At 65.7% G+C, this 17,666-nt stretch carries 13 protein-coding genes and 1 tRNA gene; 7 read left to right on the top strand and 7 right to left on the bottom strand.

Translation table 11 applies throughout. The features are described 5' to 3' along the window. Nucleotides 1-5: 5 nt before the first annotated feature. The gene (locus F4U94_RS13945; protein ID WP_145986235.1) at nt 6-494 is read right to left on the bottom strand and encodes a hypothetical protein; all 489 of its coding nucleotides are present in this window, start codon (nt 492-494) and stop codon (nt 6-8) included. A gap of 160 nt (nt 495-654) precedes the next feature. On the opposite strand from F4U94_RS13945, the gene F4U94_RS13940 reads away from it, so the two are divergent. The 5 genes from F4U94_RS13940 to F4U94_RS13920 all read left to right on the top strand — a co-directional run bounded on the left by F4U94_RS13940 (nt 655) and on the right by F4U94_RS13920 (nt 7,815). Then, nucleotides 655-741, top strand: a tRNA-Leu gene (locus F4U94_RS13940). Between the two features lie 91 nt (nt 742-832). Continuing rightward, nucleotides 833-4,192 (top strand): transglutaminase family protein, encoded by a 3,360-nt coding sequence (locus tag F4U94_RS13935; protein ID WP_150411935.1) that lies wholly within the window; start codon nt 833-835, stop codon nt 4,190-4,192. 205 nt (nt 4,193-4,397) lie between these two features. Then, nucleotides 4,398-6,743, top strand: coding sequence for a circularly permuted type 2 ATP-grasp protein (locus F4U94_RS13930; RefSeq protein ID WP_427772241.1), 2,346 nt, complete (start codon nt 4,398-4,400; stop codon nt 6,741-6,743). Then, a complete protein-coding gene (locus F4U94_RS13925) occupies nt 6,740-7,636 on the top strand; it encodes a transglutaminase family protein (RefSeq protein ID WP_120251040.1) in 897 nt (298 codons plus the stop codon). Before F4U94_RS13930 ends, F4U94_RS13925 begins: the two co-directional genes overlap by 4 nt. Then, complete coding sequence (locus F4U94_RS13920) at nt 7,633-7,815, top strand: hypothetical protein (RefSeq protein ID WP_120251041.1); 183 nt, start codon at nt 7,633-7,635, stop codon at nt 7,813-7,815. The genes F4U94_RS13925 and F4U94_RS13920 overlap by 4 nt, the downstream gene beginning before the upstream one ends. Here F4U94_RS13920 and F4U94_RS13915 read toward each other — a convergent pair. Both F4U94_RS13915 and F4U94_RS13910 read right to left on the bottom strand, forming a co-directional pair. Then, the gene (locus tag F4U94_RS13915; RefSeq protein ID WP_120251042.1) at nt 7,812-9,179 is read right to left on the bottom strand and encodes a cytochrome P450; all 1,368 of its coding nucleotides are present in this window, start codon (nt 9,177-9,179) and stop codon (nt 7,812-7,814) included. The genes F4U94_RS13920 and F4U94_RS13915 overlap by 4 nt on opposite strands. Then, complete coding sequence (locus F4U94_RS13910) at nt 9,176-10,309, bottom strand: hypothetical protein (RefSeq protein ID WP_120252202.1); 1,134 nt, start codon at nt 10,307-10,309, stop codon at nt 9,176-9,178. Before F4U94_RS13910 ends, F4U94_RS13915 begins: the two co-directional genes overlap by 4 nt. Here F4U94_RS13910 and F4U94_RS13905 point away from each other — a divergent pair. Then, nucleotides 10,211-10,624: a hypothetical protein gene (locus tag F4U94_RS13905; protein WP_232016141.1), complete on the top strand. Its 414-nt coding sequence runs from the start codon at nt 10,211-10,213 to the stop codon at nt 10,622-10,624. The genes F4U94_RS13910 and F4U94_RS13905 overlap by 99 nt on opposite strands. Nucleotides 10,625-10,632: 8 nt before the next feature. Beyond that, nucleotides 10,633-11,472 carry a 3-deoxy-8-phosphooctulonate synthase gene (gene kdsA, locus F4U94_RS13900; protein ID WP_172598787.1) on the top strand — a complete coding sequence of 280 codons (840 nt, stop codon included), beginning with the start codon at nt 10,633-10,635 and terminating at the stop codon, nt 11,470-11,472. Between the two features lie 269 nt (nt 11,473-11,741). Here the strand turns inward: kdsA and F4U94_RS13895 are convergent, their stop codons facing one another. The 4 genes from F4U94_RS13895 to F4U94_RS13880 form a co-directional block, all read right to left on the bottom strand. Beyond that, nucleotides 11,742-13,007, bottom strand: coding sequence for a glutamate-5-semialdehyde dehydrogenase (locus F4U94_RS13895; RefSeq protein ID WP_120251044.1), 1,266 nt, complete (start codon nt 13,005-13,007; stop codon nt 11,742-11,744). Nucleotides 13,008-13,238: 231 nt separating this feature from the next. Beyond that, the gene (locus F4U94_RS13890; RefSeq protein WP_120251045.1) at nt 13,239-14,339 is read right to left on the bottom strand and encodes a helix-turn-helix transcriptional regulator; all 1,101 of its coding nucleotides are present in this window, start codon (nt 14,337-14,339) and stop codon (nt 13,239-13,241) included. Between the two features lie 115 nt (nt 14,340-14,454). Further along, nucleotides 14,455-15,102 carry a class I SAM-dependent methyltransferase gene (locus F4U94_RS13885; protein ID WP_120251046.1) on the bottom strand — a complete coding sequence of 216 codons (648 nt, stop codon included), beginning with the start codon at nt 15,100-15,102 and terminating at the stop codon, nt 14,455-14,457. 135 nt (nt 15,103-15,237) lie between these two features. Next, a complete protein-coding gene (locus F4U94_RS13880; RefSeq protein ID WP_120251047.1) occupies nt 15,238-17,532 on the bottom strand; it encodes a CDC48 family AAA ATPase in 2,295 nt (764 codons plus the stop codon). Nucleotides 17,533-17,666 lie beyond the last annotated feature (134 nt).

Genomic DNA, 17,666 nt, shown 5'->3' with positions numbered 1-17,666 from the left:
CATCATCATTGGGGCAGGATGCTCTCCGCCGCCGTAGGTAATATTATCTGCGGCGGCGCAGCGGCGTCCTGCCTTTCTCGCGTCATCGCCGCAGGCTGCGGCGAGCCATCGCCAGACGCGAATCGTGCGACCTGCGGTGGCAACGGATGGATCCGTACTGGCGGGTCGACGACGACATCCGTCGCACCCTCTGCCGGCAGGGGGTCATAGCTGGTGTCGATCGGCGCCTCCGCATCCAACCCTGCCATATCCGCCTTCCAGCGCCGATCGGCGAGCGTCGGTCCGCAGCCGGTGCAGTGGATGGCGCCAGGCCCCTTATCGGCTGTGAAGCGCGCTTCTTCCATGATCTGATCATCGACCGCCGTGTCGATCGTCGCGCTCGCGGACCGCGCGGGCGCCTGCGGGCTGGTGACAAAGCTGCCGAGGCCAAGGCCCATGACCGCCGCCGCGCCCAGCGTCACGCCGGTGCCCATCCAGAAATGTGCCGAGAGCATGTGTCTTCTCCCATGCCGGCGACGCCGCTGCGCCGGGCCGGCCTCACCTTCTCCAATCAATCACAACGCAGATGCAGATCACTTGTTGCATGACCCAAAAGCCTTTGCTAAGGGCCGCCTCCTACCAAGTCACCGGCCCCGCCGGTTTCCTATTTGATGTGCGGTCATGGCGGAATTGGTAGACGCGCAACGTTGAGGTCGTTGTGGCCGAAAGGCCGTGGAAGTTCGAGTCTTCTTGACCGCACCATCACCCCGCCGGGCCTGTGGCCCGGCAGATAACTCCCCCCTCGGAACGATTGACTGTTGCATTGCAACAAGGGCTGGCGTTTGATCGCGCCATGCTCAAGGCCGCCCTGCACCACCTCACCGCCTATCGTTACAACCGCCCGATCCGGCTGGGACCGCAGGTGGTTCGATTGCGCCCCGCGCCACATAGTCGGACGAAGGTGCCCAACTATGCGCTGAAGATCGAACCGGCGAACCACTTCCTCAACTGGCAGCAGGATCCGCACGGCAACTGGCTGGCGCGGATCGTCTTCCCCGATCCGGTCGATCATTTCTCGATCGAGGTCGATCTGCTTGCCGACCTCGACATCATCAATCCGTTCGACTTCTTCGTGGAGCCTTATGCGGAGACTTATCCCTTCGCCTATGACGATCAGCTGAAGACCGATCTGGCCGCCTATTTCGATATCGAGCCGCAGGGACCGAAGTTCGAGGCGATCGTCGCCCAATATGATGGCTATCAAAGCCGGACGGTCGATTTTCTGGTCGAGGTCAATCGCCGCCTGCAACAACAGGTCGGCTATGTCATCCGCATGGAGGCCGGCGTCCAGACGCCGGAAGAGACGCTGGACGTCGGCACCGGCTCCTGTCGCGATTCGGCCTGGCTGCTTGTGCAATTGCTGCGCCGCCTCGGTTTTGCCACGCGTTTCGTGTCGGGCTACTCGATTCAGCTGGTCGCCGATGTCGAACCGATCGAGGGGCCGAAGGGCGTCACGCAGGACGTGGTCGATCTTCACGCCTGGGCGGAAGCCTATGTACCCGGCGCCGGATGGGTGGCGCTGGACGCGACCAGCGGCATGTTCGCGGGTGAAGGGCATATTCCGCTCTGCGCCACGCCCCATTATCGCTCCGCAGCCCCCATCAGCGGCATGGCCGAGCCGGCCGAAGTCGATTTCAACTTCGAAATGAGTGTCAGCCGCATCGCCGAAGCGGTGCGGATCACCAAGCCCTTCACCGACACACGCTGGGACGCCGTGATGGCGCTGGGCGCGCAGGTGGACGCAGATCTTGCCGCGCAGGACGTGCGCCTGACCACCGGCGGCGAACCGACTTTCGTGGCTGAAGATGGCGGCGATGCAGGCGAATGGAATGGTGACGCGGTCGGCCCGACCAAGGCCGCCTATGCCGACCGGCTGATCCGCAAGCTGCGGGCGGAATTCGCGCCGGGCGGCCTGCTGCACCATGGGCAGGGCAAATGGTATCCGGGCGAAAGCCTGCCGCGCTGGGCCTACGCAGTCTATTGGCGCAAGGATGGCGTGCCGCTGTGGCGCGACGAAAGCCTGATCGCGCCGGACGATGCCCCCGAAGGCGCGGCGATGGTGACGGCGGCGGATGCGCAGGCTTTTCTGGCGCATATGGCCGGCAATATGGGTTTTTCGGCGGACTATACCCATCCCGTCTATGAAGATCCCGCGGTATGGGCGGTGAAGGAAGCCGACCTGCCGCTCAATGCCAGCCCCGAAGATCCCAAGATCAGCGATCCCGAAGCGCGCGCGCGCATGGTCAAGACGTTCGAGCGCGGCCTCGACCAGCCGGTCGGCTATGTCCTGCCGGTGCAGCGCTGGCAGACACAGGCCACGACGCCTCGCTGGCAGAGCGAAATCTGGCAGTTGCGGCGCGGCAAGCTGTTCGCGGTGCCCGGCGATTCGGCGCTCGGTTATCGCCTGCCGCTCGGGTCGCTGCCCTATGTGCCGCCGTCCGACTTCCCCTATATCCACCCCCGCGACACCAGCGAACCGCGCGAGCCGCTTGCCGATTTCCGGGCACAGGTGGTCAGCCAAGCCAGCGTCGAGGAAGTCCGCGCCCAGCAATCGCAGCGCGTCGCCGGGCCGGATGGCGGCGTCGCCGCGCAGGATCGCGTCGAGCAGGTCTTTATCGAGGGCGCGGTCCGGACCGCCGTCACCGTCGAACCGCGCGGCCATTATCTGTCCGTCTTCCTGCCGCCGGTGCAGGCGCTGGAAGATTATCTGGAACTGATCGCAGAGGTGGAAGCCGCCGCCGAAGCGCTGCGCATCCCCGTGCGTATCGAGGGCTATGCCCCACCGCCGGACCCGCGCATCGACGTGCTGAAGGCCACACCCGATCCCGGCGTGATCGAAGTGAATGTCCAGCCCGCCGCCAGCTGGGACGAGACGGTGGCCATCACCGAACGCCTCTATGCGCTCGCCCGCGAATGCCAGCTGACTGCCGATAAATTCATGGTCGACGGCCGATCGGTCGGCACCGGCGGTGGCAATCATATCGTGCTGGGCGGGGCGACGCTGAACGATTCCCCGTTCATCCGCCGGCCGGATCTGCTGAAAAGCTTCGTCCTCTACTGGCAGCGGCACCCGTCGCTCTCCTACCTCTTCTCAGGGCTTTGTATCGGCCCGACGAGTCAGGCCCCGCGCATCGACGAGGCTCGGCATGACGGCTTGTACGAGCTGGAAATCGCACTGGCGCAAGTGCCCAATCCCTTTGCGGGGAACGGCGATGCGCCGCCCCCATGGCTGGTCGATCGCCTGTTCCGCAATCTGCTGGTCGACGTGACCGGCAACACCCACCGCACCGAAATCTGCATCGACAAGATGTTCTCGCCAGACGGGCCGACCGGGCGCCTGGGCCTACTGGAATTTCGCGGTTTCGAAATGCCGCCCGAAGCGCGGATGAGCCTGGCCCAGCAATTGCTGATCCGGGCGCTGGCGGCCTGGTTCTGGCGTCAGCCGCAACAGGGCAGTCTGGTGCGCTGGGGCACGACGCTGCATGATCGTTTCATGCTGCCCCATTTCGTCTGGGCGGATTTCCTGGAGGTGCTGGGCGATCTTCGGGGCGCTGGCTATGATTTCGACCCCAACTGGTTCGAAGCGCAACGCCAGTTCCGTTTCCCGATCCATGGCGCGGTCGATGCGGGCGGCGTGGGGCTGGAGATCACCCATGCGCTCGAACCCTGGAACGTGCTGGGCGAAACCGGGGCGATCGGCGGCACGGTACGCTATGTCGACTCATCGACCGAACGGTTGCAGGTCCGCGCCACCGGCCTCGTCGCCGGGCGGCACATCATCGCCTGCAACGGTCGGCAGGTGCCGATGACCGCGACGTCGGTGCCGGGCGAGGGCGTGGGCGGCGTGCGCTACAAGGCATGGGCGCCGGCCAACTGCCTGCATCCCAATCTGCCGACCAATGCGCCGCTCACCTTCGACGTGCTGGACAGTTGGAGCGGCCGGTCGCTGGGCGGCTGCGTCTATCATGTCGCGCATCCCGGCGGGCGCAACTACGACACGTTGCCGGTCAACGGCTATGAGGCCGAAGCCCGCCGCAAGGCGCGCTTCCAGGATTATGGCCATACGCCGGGTCAGGTCGACATGCCCGCAGCCGAGCCGGCCGCCGAATTCCCGATGACGCTCGACCTGCGTTTCCAGCATCACGGGCTGTAGGATGATTTCACCCTTTCCCCCTCACCCTTATCGGTGCATGCGGACCCCTCCCCTCTGCCGTCGCGCGAGGGAAGGGGTCCGCGCCGCATAGCGGCGTGGCAAGGACAAGGGCGATCCTGTGGGCATCGATGTTCAACTAAACTGGGCGGACGCCTATCTGGCGCAGGCCCCGGTGGGCGACCTGTTTGCGGGCGCATCGCCAACCATGGCCATGCGCTGGCGCACCATGCTGGACCAGCTGTCCACCCAGGCGCAGGCCGATCCCGCCATTTTGGCCGACCATGTCGCACGGCAGGCGATCGACCTTGGCATGGCCTTCCGCCATACCGGGGACGAGGAAGAGCGGTCCTGGCCGCTCGGCCCGGTGCCGCTGCTGGTCGATGCGGCGGAATGGGCGCATATCGAACGCGGGCTGATTCAGCGCGCCGACCTGCTGGAGCGGGTCGTGAGCGACATCTACTCCACCCAATCGCTGGTGCGCGACGGCAAACTGCCCGCCAGCATCGTCACGGGCAGCCCCCATTATTGGCGGGTGATGACCGGCACGCCGCCACCGCGCGGCCATCATCTCCATTTCTACGCCGCCGATATCGGCCGGGGTCCGACCGGCGAATGGCGCGTGCTGGCCGACCGGGTGCGCACGCCCGTGGGCGTGGGCTATGCACTGGAAAACCGGCTCGCTCTGTCGCGCGCGACCGGCGACTTGCTGGGCACGATGAATACCCGTCGGCTTGCGCCCTTCTTTGACGAATTGCGCCGGGGCCTGGCCGCCGATTGCGAGCGCACCGATCCGCGTATCGGCCTGCTGACGCCGGGCCGCTTCAACCAGAGCTATGCCGAGCAGGCGCATCTTGCCCGCTATCTCGGCCTGTTGCTGGTGGAGGGCGACGACCTGATCGTGTCGGATGGCCGCCTGTTCGTGCGCACCATTCAGGGGTTGAAGCGCATCGATGGCCTGTGGCGCTGGATGGACAGCCGCTTCCTCGATCCGCTGGCGTTCGACGGCCAATCGCGCATCGGCGTGCCCGACCTGTACGATGCCTGCGCGCGTGGCGGCCTGATGGTCAGCAATTGGCCGGGGGCGGGCGTGATCGAATCGCGCGCCTTCGCCGCCTTCCTGCCGCAACTGGCGCAGGCGATGCTGGGGACCGACCTGATCCTGCCCAACATCGCGACCTGGTGGTGCGGCCAGCCGCGCGAGTGCGACCATGTGCGGGCACGGATCGACGATCTGGTGGTCGGCTCCGCTTTCCTGGCTGACGCCCCTTTCACGCCCGGCGCCACCCTCGACCGGGATCAGCGCGCCGCCCTGTTCGACGCCATGGCCCGCCGACCGATGGATTATGTCGGGCAGGAAGTGGTGAAACTCTCCACCACGCCCGCAGTCATCGACGGGCAACTGACCCCCCTGCCCTTCACCCTGCGCATCTTCGTGGCGCGCGATGCCACCGGCCGCTGGCGGGTGATGCCTGGCGGCTTCGCCCGGCTGGCGGGCCATGGCGACATTCGCGCCGCGCTGATGGGACAGGGCGATATGTCCGCCGACCTGTGCGTGGTCGACAGCAGCCCGGTCCCACCCGACAGCCTGCTGGGCGGTGCGCCCGCCATTCGCCGGATCGGTGGCATGCTGCCGGCCAAGGCGGCGGACAATCTCTATTGGCTGGGCCGCTATATCGAGCGGACGGAAATGACCTTGCGCCTGATCCGCGCCATCGTCGGCGGCTCGATCGAGGCCGATCTTGGCCCTTCGCTCGCGTCCCCCACCATGGCGCGGCTGGTCGATCAGCTGGCGCTATGGGGCGCCGTGCCCGGCCGGGGTGGCGCGGTCGGCCCGCTTTGCGCCACGGCGCTGGGAGATGCGCGCCAGTCGGGCAGCGTGCGTGCGCTGATGGCGACGGTGGCCAATATCGGCGAAGGTCTGCGCGATCGATTGTCCAGCGACGTCTGGCGCCTCGTTCGCCTGCCTCTGCCCGGCTTCGACGCCGCCGTCACCGAAACCCTGCTCGACGCCTCCTCCCGCATGATCGAACGGATGTCGGCGCTGTCGGGACTCGCTGCGGAAAATATGGGGCGGACGGAGGGTTGGCGCTTTCACGATATGGGCCGCCGCATGGAGCGGGCGGTCAATGGCTGTCGCCTCATCGCTCTGTTCGGCGGGGATAATGCCTCGGCCGACGACCTGATGCTGTTGCTCGACCTGATGGACAGCCAGATCAGCTATCGCACCCGTTATCTGACCGGCCCGGCCCTGCCGCCGGTGCGCGATCTGGTCGCGCTGGAGCCGCATAATCCGCGAGCCATCGCCTGGCAGGCATTGCGGCTGGCCGATCATGTCGCCGCGCTCCCCACCCTGCGCGCCGACGGTATGCCGGAAGAACCCCGGCGGCTGGCCGATGCACTGGCCGCCCGGCTTGCCCCGCTGACCGGCGACACGTTGACGATGGCCGACATCGCCGATGTGGAAAACCGCCTGCTGCGCCTGTCCGAAGCGATCGGCCAGCGCTACTTCCTGCAACTGCACAAGACGCAGGATGCGGACATATTGTCATGATCTACCATGTCCGCCACCGCACCATATTGCGCTATGCTAGCCCGATGCGGCTCGCCCGCTTCAACCTGCGGCTGCGGCCCGCGCCATGGATGGGGCAGTGGACGTCCGACTATGCGCTGCGCGTCGATCCTGCCCCTTCCATCATCGAATCGCGCCCCGCCGCCTGGCCCGTCCATGTCGCCCGGCTGGTGATAGAAAGCCCCATCCGCCAATTGACGATCGAAAGCAGCTTTCGCGCGGGCGTTCAGCATGGCGCGCCGATCGTGCCCGATGCCGGCGACCCGACCGTCGCCACGGTCGCGCAGGCGGCGCTGCGCGATCGCGACATGGGGCCGTCCGCCCCCGCCCATTATCTCTTCGCCTCACCCCGCGCGCCGTTGCTGGCGGCGATCGGCGCGTGGGTGGGCGACACGCTGGCGCCGGACCGGCCGATCGTTGCAGCGGCGCTCGATCTGGCGCTGCGCATCAAGGCGGAGTTCGCCTATCAGCCCGGCGCCACCACGGCCGCCACCCCGGTCGCCGATGCCTTTGCCGCGCGTCATGGCGTGTGTCAGGATTTCGCCCATGTCATGGTGGTGGCGCTGCGCCTTGCCGGCCTGCCCGCCGCCTATGTCAGCGGCTATCTGCGCACCCTGCCGCCGCCGGGCATGCCGCGCCTCGTCGGCGCGGACGCCATGCATGCCTGGGCGATGCTGTGGTGCGGGCCGACGCGAGGCTGGATCGGCTTCGATCCGACCAATGGCGTCATTACCGGCGACGATCATCTGTTCGTCGCCATGGGCCGCGACTATGCCGACGTCGCACCGATGGACGGCCTGTTCGTCGGCGGCGCGGGACAAAGCCTGTCAGTGATGGTCGATGTCGCGCCGGAAGACGAAAAGGAACCTGCATGACCGCCATCATCATCGTTTTGGTCGGCCTCTATTGCCTGGCGCGCGGCGTGATGGATTTGCGCGCGAAGCGCTGGGTCTGGGGCGCGCTGGGCCTCATCAGCGGCATGGCGGTCATGGCCGCGCCGGTTCCAACGCAAGTGCAAGTCACCCTGCCTGCGCCCAATGACGCCCCGCGCTAAACCCGCTCGAACATCAAAGGCATGCCCGTCCTCGGGCGAATGGTCAGGCGGCTGATCGGCTCGGGCTTGAACCCCACCGGCACCGTCAACCGATAGCGGCGGATGACCGAGGCGATAACCGTCATCACCTCCTGCTGCGCAAAGCCCGCGCCGACGCACACGCGCGGCCCCCGGCCGAACGGGAACCAGGCCTGTTTCGCCATGTCGGCATTGGCCGGATCGTCGAACCGGTCGGGATCGAAACTATGGGGGCAGGCCCAATTATCCTTGTTCCGCTGCGTCAGCCACGGGGCGACGACCAGCATCGCGCCCGCCTCCAACTGCTTGTCGCGCATCGGCATCGGACAGGTGACTTCGCGCGGCAGGAAGGAGACCGGCGGATAGAGGCGCAGCGTTTCCTTGAAGATATTGCGGACCTGCCCCATCTCCTTGAGCATCGCACCGGTCAGTGCCTCGCTCCCTGCCAGGCCCGCCACTTCGGCACGAACGCGGTCCTGAATATGGGCGCATTCGGCCAGCATGTAGAGCGCCCAGGTCATGGTGCTGGCAGACGTCTCATGCCCCGCCAGGAAGATGGTCGATACCTGCTCCATCACCTGATCGCAGGTGAAATGCACACCGGTTTCGGGATGCTTCACCTCGATCAGCGACTGGAGAATATCGCGCTGCTGCGCTTCTCCCCGCGCATGGAAAGCTTCGTAACGCGCCTCGACGATGGGACGGAATACGTCATGAATGGCGCGGGCCGGCGTCTTCGACCGCTTCTCGAACCAGCCGGCCGGAACACCATAAAGGCGCAGCATCGACGCGCTGTGGGCCAGCCGCTGGAATTTGCCGAAGGCGGTGTGGATGATGTTCGACCGCTCCTCATCCAGCGTCTGGCTGAACAAGGTGCGAAAGATGATGTCGGCCGCCACATGGGTCATCATCGGGTCGATATCGACCGGCCTGTTCCGGTCCGCCGCATCCAGTCGCGCCAGCAGATCGTCCGCCGCCGCGACCATCAGCGGCATGGAGCGCCCGAGCGCGGTATGGGCGAAGGCCGGGTTCACCATCGCTCGCTGGCTTTCCCAATCCGCCCCATTGGCGGAAAAGACCGAATTGCCGATCAGCGGGTCGAGGTTGCGGACCAGTTCGCTATGCTTGGGATAGGCGGTGCCGCCCTTCAATATCAGGTCGACCAGGCTCAGTTCGTTGGCGATATACATGGTGCGGCTGGGCAGGCGGATCTCGCCCATCTTCATCGTATAGCTTTTGTCGAAGAGCACATGGATCCAGCTGTGCCAACCGCTGAGGAAGCGCTTGAGCAGGCCGCGCTTCGTCTTGGGCGGCTGGGGATAAGGCGGCGTAAAAAGATCGGTCACGGGATCGTCCTGAAGGCGGCGACGGCGTCGTCCACGGGGCTGCGGCCTGCGGTCAGGCTGATGAAGTCGAGCGGGGACAGGCGGTCGCCCACGCGCAGATAATCGAAATGCGCCTCATATTTGTTGGACCAGCCGCCATGATAATTTTCCGGCTCATAAAAGAGGTGGAAGCGCGGCGATAGCATGTCGACCCGCGCCGCATATTGATCCGCGACAAGCTGAAACGGATTGACGTTGTAATAAGCGGCACCGTCCGGCGGGGAGCTGATGTCGACATAGCGGAAGCGTTTGTCGGCCAGCGCGCGCAGATCGTCATGATACCAGGCCGCGTCGCGGCGCAGGGCGATGACGGGGACCACCTGCCCCATGCCGACCATCACGAAATGGTCCGGCAGCGGCCCGCCGCGCAACGCGATCAGGCGGCGCATCACGCGCATGCCCAAAATCGTGCCGGCGCTGTGGGTCACGAACTGCACCTCGTCCCAATCGCCATCCAGCTCCTGCGCGATCCGCGCGGCAAACTGGTCGAGCCGCTCGTCCAGCGCATCGCCCGGCCCCTGTTCCGCCAGCGCGCCATGATAGGTCATGAAGCGCAGCAGCCAGGGCACGACCAGCTTGGCGAGGATACGACCCGACAGAAAGGCGCTGATCGCGATGCCGATGATCGCCCCGGCCCAGAATGGCAGCAGCAGCGACAGGAGCAGCGCAGGCACCAGTGCCAGCAACAGGGGGATCAATATCGCCAGCACCGGCGGATAGAGGATGGTGATGACCGGCCCCTTGCGCAGCCGGCGCATGCGCAGGAAATCCATCCGGCGAAGATGCCCGGCATAGGCGCGCGCGCCGCGCAGGGCGAGGCTGAGCGGATTGCGAATCCACACCTTGCCCACCAGATCCTCCCAGCGGCAATATTCATAGTCGGTTTCGACCCCGGCCTGCGGGTTGTCCACGGTCCAGCGCGCCGACACAGCAGACCCGGCCGCGCCCGTCTGCCGACCGCCCACATCCAGCGGTTCGCCGGTCAACGCGGCATGGCGCGCCGCCTGCTCGCGATAGAGCTGGTGGTAGAAACGCACGCCGCGAGGATCGAAACCGCCGAGGTAGAAGACTTTACGCTTGAACTTTTCCAACAGCATCGCCCTAATCGCGGCATGAACATGCCCGAACGCGACTACTGCTATTTCATCGACCACCGCAAATACAACCGCAATGTCGGCTGTCGGAAACATGATAATATGTACGGCATCAATGGCGGCGGCAGCGAGCGCGACCGGTGGCGCGCCGACATGATCTTTTACCGCCATATGAAGGGCAATGGCGATCCGATGGCGCTGCCATCGCTGCTCGCCTGCCTGGCGTTCGGCTGGTTCTGCTGGAACTATCATCCCGGCAAGGGGCTGTGGCGCGGTCAACTGTTGCGCCGCTTCGCCAAAGCGCCCAAATGAGCGCCCTTATGAGCAACAGCATCACCCAGCCCAAGCATGTCACCGTCGGCCCGATCAGCTTCGGCAACGACCTGCCCTTCGTTCTGATCTCCGGCCCCTGCCAGATCGAAAGCCGCGACCATGCGCTGTTCATGGCCGATGCGCTGGCGAAGGCGGCGGGTAAGGCCGGCGTGCCGTTCATCTTCAAGAGCAGCTTCGACAAGGCCAACCGCACGTCGGTATCGGGCCGGCGCGGGGTCGGCATCGACGCGGGGCTGGCGATCCTGGCGGAGGTGAAGGCGGCGCTGGGCTGCCCGGTCCTGACCGACATCCATGGCCCCGAGCAGGTGGTCGCGGCGGCGCAGGCCGTCGATATCCTCCAGATCCCCGCCTTCCTGTGCCGCCAGACCGACCTGCTGATCGCGGCGGGCCAGACCGGCGCGGTCATCAACGTCAAGAAGGGCCAGTTCCTTGCCCCCTGGGACATGGCAGCCGTGGCGCAGAAGGTCGCCTCCACCGGTAACGAGCGCATATTGCTGACCGAGCGTGGCGCGAGTTTCGGCTACAACACATTGGTCAGCGACATGCGGGCGCTGCCGACGATGGCAGAAACAGGCTATCCGGTGGTGTTCGACGCCACCCATTCGGTGCAGCAGCCCGGCGGCCTGGGTTCGGCATCGGGCGGTCAGCGCGAATTCGCGCCGCTGCTCGCCCGCAGCGCGGTGGCGGCCGGGGTCGCGGCGATCTTTGCCGAAGCGCATGAAGACCCCGACAATGCCCCGTCCGACGGCCCGGTCATGCTGCCGCTCGACTGGGTCGGCCCGATGCTGGAAAAGCTGGTGGCGATCGACGGGGTGGTGAAGGGGTAAGAACGGAAACAGTCGATCTAAATATCGTTCCCCGGCGCAGGCCGGGGTCCAGATCCACGGCTGCCAACTGGACCCCGGCCTACGCCGGGGAACGTGATTGCGATGAACCAACGATCGACCGCCGGAACTTCCCTACCGCCCCACGCTTAACTTCGCACTTTTCCCGCAGATCGTGAAATTTCGTTGCGCGGTCCTGTTCCTATCGGAAAGTCACGCTCGCGAACGACCGGCCGGATCATCGCACGATCCGACCAGATAGGACAGCAATGTCAGGGCCGCGTCTGGCCCCGGCCGCGCACGATCCATTTATAGGTGGTCAGCCCTTCCAGCGCCACCGGCCCGCGCGCATGCAGGCGGCCGGTCGAAATGCCGATTTCCGCGCCCAGCCCGAATTCGCCGCCATCGGCAAACTGGGTGGAGGCGTTCCACATCACGATCGCGCTGTCGACGGCATTGAGGAAGCGCTCCGCCGTCGCCGCGTCTTCGGTGATGATCGCATCGGTATGATGGCTGGCATGGGCGGCGATATGGGCGATCGCATCGTCCACGCCATCGACCAGCCGGATCGAGACGATGGCGTCGAGATATTCCGTATCCCAATCCTCGTCGCTTGCCGCCGCGACACGCGAATCCATCGCCTGCACCGCAGCATCGCCGCGCACTTCGCATTGCGCGTCGAGCAAAGCCGCGATCAGCGCCGGCGCCTCGCCATAGGCCCGGTCGATCAGCACCGTTTCGGTAGATCCGCACACGCCGGTGCGGCGCATCTTGGCATTGACGACCAGCGCCTGCGCCATGGCGGGATCGGCCGCCCCATCGACATAGCTGTGGTTGATGCCGTCCAGATGGGCAAGGACAGGTACCCGCGCTTCTTCCTGCACGCGCGCGACCAGGCTCTTGCCGCCGCGCGGCACGATCAGGTCGACAAATTCCGACGCCTTGAGCAAAGCACCAACCGCCGCACGGTCGGTGGTGGGGACCAGTTGCACCACGTCGGCCGGCAGGCCGGCGGCGGCGATCCCCTCGACGATGGCGGCGTGAATGGCGCGGTTGCTTTCCTTCGCCTCGCTGCCGCCACGCAGGATCACGGCATTGCCCGCGCGCAGGCACAGTGCGGCCGCATCCGCCGTCACATTGGGCCGGCTTTCATAGATGATGCCGATCACGCCCAGCGGCACGCGCACGCGGCTCAGCTCCAGGCCATTGGGGCGCACCGACGTGTCGATCACGCTGCCCAGCGGATTGGCGAGCGCGGCGACCTGCGCCACGCCATCGGCGGTGGCGGCGATACGATCCTCGTTGAGCTTCAGCCGATCGAGCAAGGCCGGCGACAGGCCGTTCGCAGTCGCATTGTCCATGTCGCGCGCATTGGCGGCGATGATGGCTGGCGCCTGGTCCCGCAGCGCTTGGGCGGCGCGGCGCAGCGCATCCGCCTTTTGCGCGTCGCTCGCCTGCGCGATGACGGCGGCGGCATGGCGGGCACGCGCGCCCATCGTCGCGATCAGCATTTCGGGGGTCTGGGTCAGGTCGTTCATGGACACTCTCGGCCGGATTTGGCCGCGCCTTAGCATGAAAGCGCGCCGTAACGAAAGGCAGGGCCACCATCGCCGGAACCATGAAGAATGAGAGTGCCGACGGCCGGATCATGGGTCGCATATGACCCGGCCGTCGGCGGGCAGGCTCAGCCTGCCTCCCCCTTCCGTGTAGCGATTCGGTATAGCGGCCACATACCCCAACCGGGGTAAGACCGCAGGAAACGCAAAAAATTAATGGCTGATCAGGCCGACGATCCGCACCAGCTGCGATTCGCGATTGCAGCCGGTCTTGTCGTAGATGCTGCGCAGTTGCACCTTGAGCGTCTCGACCGACACGCCGCGCGCCGCCGCAATGTCCTGCCGCGACTGGCCCGCCGCCAGGCGGATGGAAATATCCGCCTCCGCCGGGGTCAGGCGGAAGGTGCGGGTCAGCAATTGCACATGCCGCTCGGTCGGCTGCCCCACCCGCGCGACGACGATCGCGCGCGGTGCGAAGGGCAGCGCCCAGGGGCGCGCAGGCAGCGGATGAAATTCCAGCATGATCGCAACGCCGCCGGCATCGTCCGCCAGCGCGACCGGATCGGCTGTACGGACTGGCGGTTCGATGACGCTGCGCATGGCCCGCAATATGGCGCGCGTTTCGTCCGCGCGGTTGCTGGCCAGCCAACCGTCGCTGATATGGATGCGGCTGGAGGACAAGAGCGCCTCCGCACGCGCCGTCATGCCGCCCACCTGACCGGTCGCGTCGAGCAGCCAGCAGGCCCGGTCCATGGATTCGAACGTGCCAGACAGCAGCGCGAAGCCCTGTGCCTCTATCGCCTGCTGCAACAGGACGGCCGAACGGGCATGGCCGGAAATCTGGCTGAACAGGTTCCGTTGGTCCTGGGTGGTCCGCCCATCCTTGCCATTACGCAGCAATGCCAGACCGACCATCTGGTCCGCATTGCCGACCAGCCGGGTCTGGCAACCATCGAAAATGTCGAAGTCCGAACACAGGTCCAGATAATCGTCCGATCGCAACGTCGGGCGGGCCATGTCATAATGCGCTTCATGCACCACGACCGGGCGGTCGGGCAGGCGATCGGCGGCAACGCGGAAATTGAGGTCGGGCTTGGCCTGGTCGATCGCCGCGCCGCGCGACACGATGCTGGTGTCGATATCGCTGATCCAGTTGAAGCCCCAGGCGCCGGGCCCGAAGCCGATCAACTGGCCATGGCCGGACCCGGTAGCCCGCGCCATCGCTGCAATGGCCGGCTCCCATTTTTCCGGCTCCAGCGCGGCGGACAGAAACATGTCCGCCCATCCATCATCATCCTTGGCGCGAGTCGCCATAGAATTCCCCCCAAATGCCCCGATTTCGCGTTAGCCAAAGCGCAAGCGAAGTCAAATGAGCAGAAGGGAAGCGGTGATCAATATCGGAACATTATCGATATCGATCAGGGCCCTGTCAGGCGGCCTGCGCCATATCCTCCTCCCGTACCGCACGGATCATGCGGCAGGGCGGGATGTTCCGCCATTCCAGCGCGTCGCTGATATCGCCGAAAACGGGATTGAGGAAACGCAGCACATAGCGCGAATATTGATAGATGAGGAAAGCGCCGCCCGGCCGCAGCGCCCGCCGCGTCTCGGCACAGATCGCCGCACCCACACCGTCGGGCAGGGTGGAAAAGGGGATGCCCGACAGCACATAGTCGGCCTGATAATGGCCCGCTTCCTTGATGAACCGTCGCACGTCGGCGGCCGATCCATGCACGACGCGCAAGCGCGGATCGTCGATTTCGGCCTCCAGATAGGCAACGAAATCCAGGTTGAGGTCGATCGCCAGCAACATCCCGTCGGCCGGCAGCCGGTCGAGAATGGGGCGGGTGAAGGTGCCGACACCCGGACCAAATTCCACGAACAGGCGCGTATTGCGCCAATCCACCTGGTCCAGCATCCGGTCCACCAGCGTCGCAGAGGACGGGATGACCGACCCGATCATGCCGGGATGCTTGATGAACTGGCGAAAGAACATGCCCCACTGGCTTAAAAAAGATCCGGACTTTCCTTTACCGGCCTTGGCCTTCTTGGTCTTCTTCAATGGAATGGAGGCCATCAACTTCCGCCTGTGTGAGTCATCCAGAACGCCTTGCAAATCCGAACCTTTCTGGCAAGCGGCTTTGCAACATGTCTGTCATGAACGCGGGGGCGGCGGATGGGTTCAATCCGCCGCCCCCGCTGTAGGTCCGCGTCAATCGCTGCGATCGCGCGATCGCACCATGCCCGGCGCGATGAAGCCGATGGGATCGACCTGCATCGCCCGCTGCTTCAATTGTGCCTGGATCTGCTCATATTCGCGCTCCATTTCGGGCGTGACGGACGCGCGTGTGTCCTCCAGCCCGCTTTCGAAATGGGCCTGCGTCACCTTGTCGACCGAAAGCGACTGGCGCAGCGCGAACAGGCCGGCGCGGCGGACGAGGTCTTCCAGATCGGCGCCGGTGAAGCGCTCCGTCTCCCGCGCCAGCCGATCCAGATCGACATCGTCGGCCAGCGGCATCTTGGCCGTATGGATGCCCAATATGCGACGGCGGCCCGCTTCGTCGGGCACCGGCACATAGATCAGCTCATCGAACCGCCCAGGTCGCAGCAGCGCCGGATCGATCAACGTCGGGCGGTTGGTGGCGCCGATGACGACCACCGACTGCAACTCCTCCAGCCCGTCCATTTCGGCGAGGATCGTGTTCACCACCCGCTCCGTCACCGCCGGCTCGCCAAGCCCCCCGCCGCGCGCGGGGACCAGACTGTCCAGTTCGTCGATGAAGATGACCGTGGGCGCCACCTGCCGCGCGCGGGCGAAGAGGCGCGCGATCTGCTGCTCGCTTTCCCCATACCATTTGGACAGGAGATCGCTCGATTTGGTCGCGATGAAATTGGCCTGCGCTTCGCGCGCCACCGCCTTGGCCAGCAAGGTCTTGCCGGTGCCGGGCGGGCCGTAGAGCAGGAAGCCCTTGGCCGGGCGAATGCCGATGCGGCGGAAAGCATCGGGGTCTTTCAGCGGCAGCTCGACCCCTTCCTTCAACCGCATCTGCGCGTCGTCCAGCCCCCCGATATCGGACCAGCCGATATTGGGCGCCTGCACCATCACTTCGCGCATAGCGGACGGCTGGACGCGCTTGATCGCTGAAAGGAAATCCTCCCGCGTGACAGACAGCTCCTCCAGCACGTCGGGCGGGATCGTGCCGTCTTCCAGATTGAGGCGCGGCATGAAGCGGCGTACCGTCTCGATCGCGGCCTCACGGGTCAGCGCGGCAAGGTCCGCACCAACAAAGCCATAGGTCATGCGCGCCAGTTCGGCGAGGTCGACCCGGTCGCCCAGCGGCATTCCGCGCGTATGGATGCCCAATATCTCACGCCGGCCGCGCTCGTCGGGGACGCCGACGATGATCTCGCGGTCGAAGCGGCCGGGCCGCCGCAGCGCTTCGTCGATCGCTTCGGGCCGGTTGGTGGCAGCGATGACGACCAGATTGGTGCGCGGCTCCAGCCCATCCATCAGCGTCAGCAGTTGCGCGACGAGCCGCTTTTCCGTCTCGCCAGTCACTTGGCCTCGCTTGGGCGCAATCGAATCGATCTCGTCGATGAACAGGATCGAGGGTGCCGCTTTCGCCGCCGCCTCGAATATCTCGCGCAGCTGCTTTTCCGACTCGCCATAGGCCGATCCCATGATTTCGGGACCGTTGATCAGGAAAAATTCCGCGTCCGATTCATTGGCGACCGCGCGAGCGAGGCGCGTCTTGCCCGTGCCCGGCGGGCCATGCAGCAACACGCCCTTGGGCGGATCGACGCCCAGCCGCGTGAAGAGTTCGGGATAGCGCAGCGGCAACTCCACCATCTCGCGCAGCTGGTCGATCGCATCGGCCATGCCGCCGACATCATCATAGGTCACATCGGCGCGGCGCGATTCGCGCGGCTCCTCATATTCGGCGCGCAGCTCCACTTCGGTGTCCGCGTCGATATGGACGATGCCCTTGGGCACGGTGGACACGACGACCAGCCGGATTTCCTGCAAGGCATAGGCCGGCGCCGCCAGCATCTGGCGCAGTTGCGGCGGCATGTCGTTGGGGGGCACCTGCTGCTGCCCGGCCGTCGCGACGACATCGCCGGACGTCAGCGGCCGTTGGTAGAAGACCCGCTTCAACGCATCGGGGTTGCCCTGTAGTCGTAGATTATTTTGTGCAGGTGCGAACACGACCCGCTGCGCGGCACGCGGTTCCGCCTTCATGATCTGGACGAAGTCGCCCGACCCCACCCCGGCATTGGCGCGCTGCAACCCGTCGAGGCGAAGCACGTCCAGCCCTTCATCCTCCTTATATGGGCGCACCACCCGTGCGGGCGTCGCGCGCTTGCCGACGATCTCGACCACATCGCCTTCGGCCAGCTGCAATTGCGCCATGACGGTCAGCGGCAAGCGCGCCAAACCGCGGCCCGCATCCTCCGGCCGCGCATTGGCGACCTGAATCCGGCGTCCTTCCTGTTCCTGATCAGCCACGCAGCATCCCCGTCTTTGTCGTTCCGTAACGATGTAGGAAACACAGTGGCAGGGAAAAAGGGGCAAGCGATCAGACCGCGCGACCAAAAAAAAGGGCCGGTCGCAAGACCAGCCCTGAAAGTTTTAGGAGAGGA

The sequence above is a fragment of the Sphingobium limneticum genome (assembly GCF_008710155.1).
Lineage (GTDB): Bacteria > Pseudomonadota > Alphaproteobacteria > Sphingomonadales > Sphingomonadaceae > Sphingobium > Sphingobium limneticum.
This window is presented reverse-complemented; position numbering and strand designations above follow the sequence as displayed.